Raw genomic sequence first — 10254 nt, 5'->3', positions numbered from 1 at the left:
GAATTCGCCGGCTACAAGCCGCCCTACGAGATGCCGGAGTTTCCGACCGTGACCGGTCCCGAGGTGCTGCTGTTCGTCGCGCTCGGCGCGCTGTGCGGCGCGGCCGCGCCGCAGTTCCTGCGGCTGCTCGATGCCTCGAAGCAGGCCTTTCGCAAGCTGCCGGTGGCGCTGCCGGTGCGGCTCGGCATCGGCGGTTTCGTGGTTGGCATCATCTCGGTCGCGGAGCCCGAGGTGTGGGGCAACGGCTACAGCGTCGTGAACTCGATCCTGCATTCGCCGTGGACGTGGTCCGCGCTCCTGCTCGTGCTCGTCTGCAAGCTCGCGGCGACCGCGGCGACGGCCGGCTCCGGCGCGGTCGGCGGCGTGTTCACGCCGACGCTGTTCGTCGGCGCGGCGGTCGGCTCACTGTTCGGCCAGGGCATGCACGCGTTGTGGCCGCACGCGACGTCGGCCGCTTATGCGTATGCGATGGTCGGCATGGGCGCGTTCCTCGCGGGCGCGACCCAGGCGCCGCTGATGGCGATCCTGATGATCTTCGAGATGACCTTGAGCTATCAGGTCGTGCTGCCGCTGATGGTGTCGTGCGTGGTCGCGTACTTCATCGCGCGCGCGATCGGCAAGACCTCGATGTACGAGATCACGCTGCGCCGCAATCGCGAGGAGCAGGAACGAACGCGACTGCTCGCGACGCAGATGCGCGAGCTGATCCGCCCCGCGCAAACGGTCGTGCCGCCGAACGCGACCGTGCACGACATGACGCGCGTTTTTCTCGAATATCCGGTCAAGTACCTGTACGTCGCCAACGACTCGGGCGCATTTCTCGGCGTGGTTGCGCTGAAGGACATCACGTCCGATCTGCTCGACCGGACCGACACGTCGATGAAAACCGCCGCCGATTATCTGCAGCCGCACTTCGACGTGCTGACGCCGGACATGTCGCTCGCCGTCGCGTTGCAGCACTTCATGGCGTTTCAGGGCGAGCGGCTGCCGGTAATCGAAAGCACCGCGCGTCCGTTGCTTGCCGGGGTCGTCTACAAGACCTCGCTGCTCGACGCGTACTTCCGCATGAATCCGTCGCGCTAGGGCCTTCGCGCAAGCTTCGCGGCGCGCGATGCAAAGCGCCGCGGATTCTCTACAATGAACAGACCGCCGGCCCTTCATGCGGCCGGCACGCGTGAGCCCAGCATGGGCGCGGCGATAGCGCCCACCCTATACGCGGTATCGTCGGAGCCGAAGATGAGCGAACCGTCCCCCGAGGCCGTACGCCGCGATCAGGCCGGCTGGATTTTCGTGCATATCGAAGGCGAGCCGTACGATCGCGGTGAGCAGCACGGCCAGTTGCTCGCCGACGAAATCAGAAACGCGATCCGCACCGCGCGATATCTCGCCAGGTGGGACACCGGCGAGGAGTTCGACACCTTCGTCAACGCCGCAACGAGTCAGTTCGCGAGCAAGCTCGACACCGAATTCGCCGACGAAATTCATGGCATCGCCGATGGCGCGAAGCTGCCGTTCGCCGAAGTGCTCGCGTGGAACGGCTACATGGATCTGCTGCAAAGCTGGTGGCCGACACATGCGGCGCAGGCACAGCCGCATCTGGGCGCGAAACTGTGGCGCGGCCGGCGCGGTCACCACTGCAGCGCGTTCATCGCGACCGGCAGCGCGACGCGCGACGGCCGCATCGTGATGGCGCACAACTCGTGGGACCGCTATGCGGCCGGCGACGCGTTCAACGTCGTGTTCGACATCGTGCCCGACCGCGGCAACCGCATCCTGATGCAGGGCCTGCCGGGCTGCATCTCGAGCCTGACCGATTTCTGGGTCACGGCGGCCGGCCTGATGATCACCGAAACGACGATCTCGAACTTCGCGGGCTACAACCCGGCCGGCGCGCCCGAGTTCTATCGCTCGCGGCGCGCGTCGCAATACGCGAACAGCATCAAGGAATGGTGCGAGATGTTCTCGCTCGCGAACAACGGCGGCTACGCGAACAGCTGGCTGCTCGGCGACACGAAGACCGGCGAGATCGCGCGTTACGAACTCGGGCTGCACTATTCGGGCTTCGAGACCACCAGGGACGGTTTCTACAGCGGCTACAACACCGCGACGGATCTGAAGATCCGCAACCAGGAATGCATCGGCGAAGGCGAGGACTATACCGACGTGCGCAAGAACGGCGCGCGGCGTCTGCGTTTCATGCAGCTCGAGGAAATGCATCGAGGCAGCATCGACGTCGAACTCGCGAAGCAGATGATCGCCGATCATCACGACGTCTATCTCGATCGCAACGACAACCCGTGCTCGCGCACGATCTGCGGACATCTGGAGCTCGACGACGCGCGCTTCGGCGGGACCGATCACGGCCCGTTCAATCCGTGGGGCGCGAACGACGGCAAGGTGATCGATAGCGAAATGGCGCGCGAGATGGCGTTCACCGCGCGCTGGGGGCATCCATGCGGCCGGCCGTTCGACGCGCAGGCGTTCATGAAGCGGCATCCGCAGTGGAACTGGCTGAACGGCTATATGCGCGACCGTCCGTCATGGCCGTGGACGCGCTTCGACGTGCTGCGCTAACGCATGGCGGACGCGCGCGGCGGTTCGTGCGATGATGGAATCCACAAAACGGTTTTGTCGCAAATGTGCGCGCTTTGCAGTATTTGCCATCTAAGATGTAAAGAGCCCGGGTCGCGCAGCGCCACGCCGTCCTTGGCTTGCACCGTCCTTTCGACGCGGGACGGCACATGGTTTGCTCGATTGTCAGCGCCGCATGAGCTTTAGGAGGTCGGGCGATGAAAACCTCGACACTGTTAATCATGGTGACGCTGTCAGCCTCGTGTTTCGCCGCGCCGGTTCATACCGCGCCGGACAGCACGGATTCCATTAGGCTTGCGCAACGCGTGGACGCCGCGCCGGTCGCGCCTCCTGCCCCGGACGTGGCGAGCGCCGACTCGGACCGTCCGCAGCACTGGGAGCATATTGCGCTGCCAAAGTCCCGACATCTGGAACGCAGCCTGACCGGACAGCACGAGCATCTGACCACGTGATGGCGGCCGCAACGGCGGGCGATGGCGCGGCCCCGACGGCGCGCTGGCCCGGCTTGCGCCGGCTGTCATGAAGATGGGGTGGCGATGCGCGCGGGTTTGCGACACACTGCGAGAAACTCATCGCGGCGAGGCGCTGTCTTTTCGCGGCGGCAATAACAACGTGACTAACTCGAGCTCGACAGGAGCATGCGCATGACGGCCTCGGACATCCCCGGCGAATCGATCGATCTGCAGATCGCCGATCTTCTCAGCGAAGTCGAATTTCCGACCAACAAAGATGCGCTCGTCGACGCGGCGCGCGAAGCCGGCGCGAGCAACGAGGTGCTGGCGATGCTCGATAGCATGCCGGAGCAGGATTATGTCGACATCGAGTCGGTCACGCGCCTGATCGGCGGCAATTATGGTCCGGGCTTAGGCATCTGAAGCCGGATTCAGACACGCGTCACCTCACCCTTCAGAACTGCGACGACGCCGCGATCCGCGTGCGCGGCACCCTTGTCACACGGCGTGTCGTGCGGGTGCGTTCGAGCGCGTCTTCGGCCATCTCGCGCGCGACCTGATCGTCGGACCCGCTCACCTGCGCTACCGCCCGCACCAGCGCCGCACTGCGCGAATCCCGCGCCTGTGCGCTTTCCGGCTGGAAATGCTCGACCAGATGATCGATGAACGTCCGTACCTTCGCCGGCAGATGCAGCCGGCTCGGATACGCAATCGTGATTTCGATGGGCGGCAGGCTGTACTGGTCGAGCAGACGCACGAGCCGCCCCGCCGCCAGATCCCGCCCGATCAGGTAGCTCGGCAGAATCGCCACGCCCATGCCCAGCAGCGCGAACTGCCGCAGCATCTCGGCGTTGTTCGCCGCGATCGCGTTGGTCGGCCGCACCCTCACTTCGCCGTCCGGCCCGCTGAACACGCGCTCCTCGCCGCCGCCCTGCTCGGCCGGCCGGCTCAGGCACGAATGCCCGAGCAGATCCTCGGGGCGTTTCGGCGTGCCGTGTTGCGCCAGATACTCGGGCGTCGCGCACACTGTCATATAGCCGGTCGTGAGCCGCCGCGTGACGATGCTTGCGCTGCGCATCTGCCGCGCAACCAGAATACCGACGTCGAAGCCCTCTTCGACGAGATCGACGTGGCGGTCGGCGAGCGTGACGTCGGGCACGACGTCCGGATAGCGCGCCGCGTACGACTGCACGACCGGCGCGAGACTATGCAGCCCGAACACGACCGGCGCGACGATGCGCAGTGTGCCGACCGGTTCGTGATTGCGCGCCACCACCATCTGCTCGACGCCTTCGAGATCGGCGAGGATGTGACGTACGCGCTCCAGATAGGTCGCGCCGGATTCGGTCAGCGACAGACGGCGGGTCGTGCGGTTCAGCAATCGGGTGCCGAGCCGCGCTTCGAGATCCGCGACGTGCCGCGTGACGACCGCGGTGGATAGATCCAGCGCGCCCGCCGCGCCAACGAAACTGCCGAGATCCGCCACCTTGACGAACACGCGCATCGACTGCAGTTGATTCATGGGACGACTCCTGCCTCGGTAAAGCCGGGCCGGCGCAATGGTTGCCGCCTGTGTGGACCCGCGCGGCATGCGCGCGGGCCTGCCCAACCCAACCGATTCTAGCTATCGGACATGTCCCAACCCTGACCCAGACATGACATTCCGGTCAGATTCGAGGCGGCGTGTCGATCCCGCCACTCTTGCGGCGTCTATTGTGGGTTTTAACTAGGTATAAACCCTAGTCTATTGGTAAAATAGCGGCCGAAAGAAATTACCGCCACATCGCCATGCCACATCGTTTTCATCTGCTCGAAAAAATCGCGTTTTCGCTGGTTTGCTGGTCGGCCGCCGCTAGCTCGGCATATATCGCTTATGAGCGCTGCCCGGATATCCAGGTCGCCCTGCACGCAGGGGCAAAGATCCTCGACGCCAGCGGCCAATACGCGTTCGCTTGCACGGCGCCTGCCGCCGAAGCCTGCGCGCAACTGCCGGTCGACTGATTTTTGCGGTTCCAGCCATATCTGATGCGCGATCCGCCGGGGTCGCGTGTTCTTGCATCCGGGCTCAACGCCCACTGTCACGCATCGCGCCCGAATACCACGCGCGAGAAAAACCCCGCCAGCACCATTTCGGCCATTTCGGTCGGCACATTCTGCGGATCGACCGTGTAGAAGAACTGCACGCCGTCGCATAGCCCCATCAGTCCGATCGCGAGCTGCTCGGGCGGCATCGACATCGGCGTGCCCACGCGCTGCGAGAACTCGCGCACATAGGCGCTCAACTGTTCGATCTTCTCGTGCATGAACGCGTTGAAGCGCAGCCGGAAACGGCCGTCGCGCACTGCCAGCAGCTTCGCCTCGACCCATAGCAGAAAACACTTGTTCTCGCGATGCAGCGAGCTGTAGTAGCGCAGCACGCGCGCCTCCATCTCCTCGCGCGACGCCGCGTTTTCGAAGATCGCATGCAGTCCCGCCTGCATCGCTTCGTGATCACGCCGCAACAGCTCCAGAAACAACTCGGTCTTGCTGCGGAAGTTCGAATAGAACGCGCCGCGCGTATAGCCGGCCGCCGCCGCGATGTCCTCGACACTCGCCGCGACGAAGCCCTTCTTCATGAAAGTTGCCTGCGCAGCATCGAGCAGCCGCCCGCGCGTCTGGTCTTTGCTCTGCTCTCGTGTCAGTCTTTGACGTTTCATGGCCGCAAGCCTAGCATCCAAAAGAATTCAAATCCATCTATACATTCAGATACATGAGTGTATTAGAATGCATTTCGTCATCCAAAGCCATATCTGTATGCCATTAGCATGAACGGCGTGCAGGTCTTCGCTGGCGGGCCGCGCGGCTTGCCGTGTTCGTTCGCTGTCTCCAATTGGGGTAATTGTGAAGCGTCCCGGTTTTCCTGCATCGTCAGCGATGCGCCAGCAGTCCCCCCCATCCCATCACCGCGGTTTTGCCATGCAGACCTGCGCACTTGCGCTGGCAGGCGTGCTCGCGCTTTCGGCCTGTTCGAAGAAGGAAGCCGCGGCACCCGCGCCGCGCCCGGTGGTCGCGCTCGCCGTGCATGCGGACGGTCACGCGCTGCAGGCGGCGTCGCTGCCCGGCGAAGTGCAGGCGCGCTATTCGACGCCCCTGTCGTTTCGCGTCGCCGGCAAGATCATCGAGCGGCGGGTGCGGCTCGGCGATACGGTAAAAAGCGGCGAAGTCGTCGCGTTGCTCGACCCGGCCGATGCGCAGAAAAACGCCGCGAGCACGCAGGCGCAGGTCGAAGCCGCGCAGCACAACCTCGTCTATGCGCAGCAACAGCTCGAACGCGACAGGGCGCAGGCCAAAGAAAACCTGATCGCGCCGGCGCAGCTGGAACAGACCAGCAACGCCTACGCTTCCGCGCTCGCGCAGCGCGATCAGGCGCAGCAGCAGGCGGCGCTCGCGAAGAACCAACTGCAGTACACGACGCTCACCGCCGGTCATGCGGGCGTCATCACGGCTGAACAGGCGGACACGGGACAAAACGTGTCGGCGGGCCAGGCCGTCTACAACCTCGCGTGGAGCGGCGACGTCGACGTCCTGTGCGACGTGCCCGAAAGCGCGCTCGCCGCATTCGCGGTTGGCCAGAATGCGAGCGTCACGCTCGCCGCGCTGCCGGGCCGCAAGCTCAGCGCGCGCGTGCGTGAGTTGTCGCCGGCCGCCGATCCGCAAAGCCGCACATGGCGTGCGCGTCTGACGCTCGTCGATGCCGGCGCCGACGTGCGCCTCGGCATGACCGCCGACGTCACGCCGGCCGTGCCGCTCACCGCGGCGGCCGCGCAGCACGGCGTGTTCACGCTGCCGGTCACCGCGCTGTTTCACGAGGGGCGTGAACCGGCCGTGTGGGTCGTGCGCGCCGCGGACAACACCCTCGAGCTGCGTCGCGTGACCGTCACGCGCTACTACGAGCGCACGTTTGTCGTCAGCGAGGGCCTGAAAGACGGCGAAAGCGTCGTGCTGCAAGGGGTGCACACCGTGAGCGCCGGCGAGAAAGTCCGCGCGATCGCGCCGCTGCATCCCGAGGACTTCGCTTCATGAGCACGGCGCAAGAAGAAGGCCGCTTCAATCTTTCCGCGTGGGCGCTGCGTCATCAGGCGCTGGTCGTGTTCCTGATCGCGCTCGCCACCGCGTTCGGCATCCTCGCCTACACGCGGCTCGCGCAATCGGAAGACCCGCCCTTCACGTTCCGCGTGATGGTGATCCGCACGTTCTGGCCCGGCGCCACCGCGCGCCAGGTGCAGGAGCAGCTGACCGATCGCATCGGCCGCAAGCTGCAGGAGACGCCGTACATCGATTTCGTGCGCAGCTACTCGCGCCCCGGCGAATCGCTGATCTTCTTCACGATGAAAGACTCCGCGCCGGTGAGCCAGGTGCCCGAGACGTGGTACCAGGTGCGCAAGAAAGTCGGCGACATCTCGGCGATCTTGCCGCCGGGCATCCAGGGCCCGTTCTTCAACGATGAATTCGGCGACGTCTACACCAACATCTACACGCTCGAAGGCGACGGCTTTTCCGCCGCGCAACTGCATGATTACGCGGACCAGTTGCGCTCGGTGCTGCTGCGCGTGCCGGGCGTCGGCAAGGTCGATTATTTCGGCGACCCCGATCAGCACATCTACATCGAGATCGCGAACACGCAGTTGACGCGTCTCGGCATCTCGCCGCAACAGCTCGGCCAGGCGATCAACGCGCAGAACGCGATCGCGCCCGCGGGCACGCTCACCACCACCGACGACCGCGTGTTCGTGCGCCCGAGCGGCCAGTTCAACGACGTCAACGCGCTTGCCGACACGCTGATCCGCATCAACAACCGCACGTTCCGTCTCGGCGACATCGCGACGATCAGGCGCGGCTACGACGACCCGATCGTCACGCAGATGCGCTTCGGCGGCAAACCCGTGCTGGGCATCGGCGTGACGATGCAGCCGGGCGGCGACGTGATCCGCCTCGGCCGCGCGCTCGATCAGCAGATGACCCAACTGCGCGCCGCGCTGCCCGTCGGATTGAATCTGGTCGAAGTATCGAGCATGCCGCACGCGGTCGCGCGCTCTGTGAACGACTTCCTCGAAGCGGTCGCCGAAGCGGTCGCGATCGTGCTGATCGTGAGTCTGGTGTCACTTGGCGTGCGCACCGGCATGGTCGTCGTGATCTCGATTCCGGTGGTGCTCGCGGTCACCGCGCTGTGCATGTACCTGTTCGATATCGGCCTGCACAAGGTATCGCTCGGCACCCTTGTGCTCGCGCTCGGCCTGCTCGTCGACGATGCGATCATCGCGGTCGAAATGATGTCGGTGAAGCTCGAGCAAGGCTGGAACCGCACGCGCGCCGCGGCCTTCGCGTACACCAGCACCGCGTTTCCGATGCTGACCGGCACGCTCGTGACCGTGTCCGGCTTCCTGCCGATCGCGCTCGCGAAATCGAGCACCGGCGAGTACACGCGTTCGATCTTCGAGGTGTCGGCGATCGCGCTGATCGCGTCGTGGCTCGCGGCGGTCGTGCTGATTCCGCTGCTCGGCTATCACATGCTGCCCGAGCGCAAGCGCCACGCGCACGAGCCCGACGATCACGAACACGACATCTACGACACGCGCTTCTACACGCGTTTGCGCGGCTGGATCGGCTGGTGCATCGAACGGCGCTTCGTGGTGCTCGCGATCACCGTGCTGCTGTTCGTGCTCGCGATGGCCGGCTTCTCGCTGGTGCCGCAGCAGTTCTTCCCGAGCTCGGACCGGCCGGAGTTGCTGGTCGATGTGCGGCTGCCCGAAGGCGCGTCGTTCGATGCCACGCTGCGCCAGGCACAGCGACTCGAACAGGCGCTCAAGGGGCGGCCGGAAATCGATCACTCGGTCAGCTTCGTCGGCACCGGCGCGCCGCGCTTCTATCTGCCGCTCGATCAGCAATTGCAGCAGCCGAATTTCGCGCAATTCGTGATCACCGCGAAGTCGGTCAAGGATCGCGAGAAGCTCGCGCAGTGGCTCGAACCGGAGTTGCGCAACAACTTCCCGGCGATCCGCACGCGCCTGTCGCGCCTCGAGAACGGCCCGCCGGTCGGCTATCCGGTGCAGTTCCGCGTGAGCGGCGACGACATCGCGACTGTGCGCTCGATCGCCGAACGCGTCGCCGCGACAATGCGCGCCAATCGCGGCACGCGCAACGTGCAGTTCGACTGGGACGAACCCGCCGAGCGCTCGGTGCGCTTCGAGATCGACCAGAAACGCGCGCGCGAGCTCGGCGTGACATCCGAAGACATCTCCAGCTTCCTCGCGCTGACGATGTCCGGCTACACGGTCACGCAGTACCGCGAACGCGACAAGCTGATCAGCGTCGATCTGCGCGCGCCGCGCGCCGAACGCGTCGACCCGTCGCAGCTGACCGCGCTTGCGATGCCGACGCCGAACGGCCCGGTGCCGCTCGGCACCCTCGGACATCTGCGCAACGACCTCGAATACGGCGTGATCTGGGAACGCGACCGCCAGCCGACCATCACCGTGCAGTCCGACGTGTCGGCCGGCGCGCAAGGCATCGACGTGACCCACGCGGTGGACCGCGCGCTCGCGCCGATCCGCGCGACGCTGCCGGTCGGCTACCGGATCGAGATCGGCGGCTCCGTCGAGGAAAGCGCCAAGGGTCAAACCTCGATCAACGCGCAGATTCCGATCATGGTGATCGCGGTGCTGACGCTGCTGATGATCCAGCTGCAAAGCTTCGCGCGCGTGCTGATGGTCGTGCTGACCGCGCCGCTCGGCCTGATCGGCGTCGTGCTGACGTTGCTGCTGTTCGGCCAGCCGTTCGGCTTCGTCGCGATGCTCGGCGTGATCGCGATGTTCGGCATCATCATGCGCAACTCGGTGATTCTCGTCGATCAGATCGAGCAGGACATCGCGTCGGGGCACAAGCGTTTCGATGCGATCGTCGGCGCGACCGTGCGGCGGTTCCGGCCGATCACGCTGACCGCCGCCGCCGCCGTGCTCGCGCTGATCCCGCTCTTGCGCTCGAACTTCTTCGGGCCGATGGCGACCGCGCTGATGGGCGGCATCACGAGCGCGACGATCCTGACGCTGTTCTATCTGCCCGCGTTGTACGCCGCGTCGTTCCGCGTGCGTACCGACGAGCGCGAGGCGCAGACGCCGTCCGGTTCCGGCGCCACGCATACGGGTAACTGAGGGCAACTGAGCATGAGCACGAG

The 10254-nt window shown here is 65.4% G+C and carries 9 protein-coding genes; 7 read left to right on the top strand and 2 right to left on the bottom strand.

Annotated features, from left to right (window positions below):
• The 4 genes from AB4Y34_RS12675 to AB4Y34_RS12660 all read left to right on the top strand — a co-directional run.
• Nucleotides 1-1083: ClcB-like voltage-gated chloride channel protein (locus tag AB4Y34_RS12675; protein WP_368716198.1), on the top strand; the 1083-nt coding region annotated here is incomplete at its 5' end.
• Nucleotides 1084-1236: 153 nt separating this feature from the next.
• A complete protein-coding gene (locus tag AB4Y34_RS12670; RefSeq protein WP_176379265.1) occupies nt 1237-2574 on the top strand; it encodes a C45 family peptidase in 1338 nt (445 codons plus the stop codon).
• 215 nt (nt 2575-2789) lie between these two features.
• Nucleotides 2790-3044 (top strand): hypothetical protein, encoded by a 255-nt coding sequence (locus tag AB4Y34_RS12665; protein ID WP_176379264.1) that lies wholly within the window; start codon nt 2790-2792, stop codon nt 3042-3044.
• 192 nt (nt 3045-3236) lie between these two features.
• Nucleotides 3237-3467 carry a DUF2795 domain-containing protein gene (locus tag AB4Y34_RS12660; protein WP_176379263.1) on the top strand — a complete coding sequence of 77 codons (231 nt, stop codon included), beginning with the start codon at nt 3237-3239 and terminating at the stop codon, nt 3465-3467.
• Nucleotides 3468-3498: 31 nt separating this feature from the next.
• Here AB4Y34_RS12660 and AB4Y34_RS12655 read toward each other — a convergent pair whose 3' ends face one another.
• Nucleotides 3499-4566 carry a LysR family transcriptional regulator gene (locus tag AB4Y34_RS12655; RefSeq protein ID WP_176379262.1) on the bottom strand — a complete coding sequence of 356 codons (1068 nt, stop codon included), beginning with the start codon at nt 4564-4566 and terminating at the stop codon, nt 3499-3501.
• A gap of 266 nt (nt 4567-4832) precedes the next feature.
• Between AB4Y34_RS12655 and AB4Y34_RS12650 the strand changes: the two genes are divergently transcribed.
• Nucleotides 4833-5045 carry a hypothetical protein gene (locus tag AB4Y34_RS12650; RefSeq protein ID WP_368716197.1) on the top strand — a complete coding sequence of 71 codons (213 nt, stop codon included), beginning with the start codon at nt 4833-4835 and terminating at the stop codon, nt 5043-5045.
• 77 nt (nt 5046-5122) lie between these two features.
• Here AB4Y34_RS12650 and AB4Y34_RS12645 read toward each other — a convergent pair whose 3' ends face one another.
• Nucleotides 5123-5740 (bottom strand): TetR/AcrR family transcriptional regulator, encoded by a 618-nt coding sequence (locus AB4Y34_RS12645; RefSeq protein ID WP_368716196.1) that lies wholly within the window; start codon nt 5738-5740, stop codon nt 5123-5125.
• Between the two features lie 217 nt (nt 5741-5957).
• On the opposite strand from AB4Y34_RS12645, the gene AB4Y34_RS12640 reads away from it, so the two are divergent.
• Complete coding sequence (locus AB4Y34_RS12640) at nt 5958-7106, top strand: efflux RND transporter periplasmic adaptor subunit (protein WP_368716195.1); 1149 nt, start codon at nt 5958-5960, stop codon at nt 7104-7106.
• Nucleotides 7103-10231: an efflux RND transporter permease subunit gene (locus AB4Y34_RS12635; protein WP_368716194.1), complete on the top strand. Its 3129-nt coding sequence runs from the start codon at nt 7103-7105 to the stop codon at nt 10229-10231. Before AB4Y34_RS12640 ends, AB4Y34_RS12635 begins: the two co-directional genes overlap by 4 nt.
• Nucleotides 10232-10254: the final 23 nt, after the last annotated feature.

Origin of the sequence: Paraburkholderia sp. BR10954 (genome assembly GCF_040965775.1) — a bacterium.
Classification (GTDB): domain Bacteria; phylum Pseudomonadota; class Gammaproteobacteria; order Burkholderiales; family Burkholderiaceae; genus Paraburkholderia; species Paraburkholderia youngii.
This window is presented reverse-complemented; position numbering and strand designations above follow the sequence as displayed.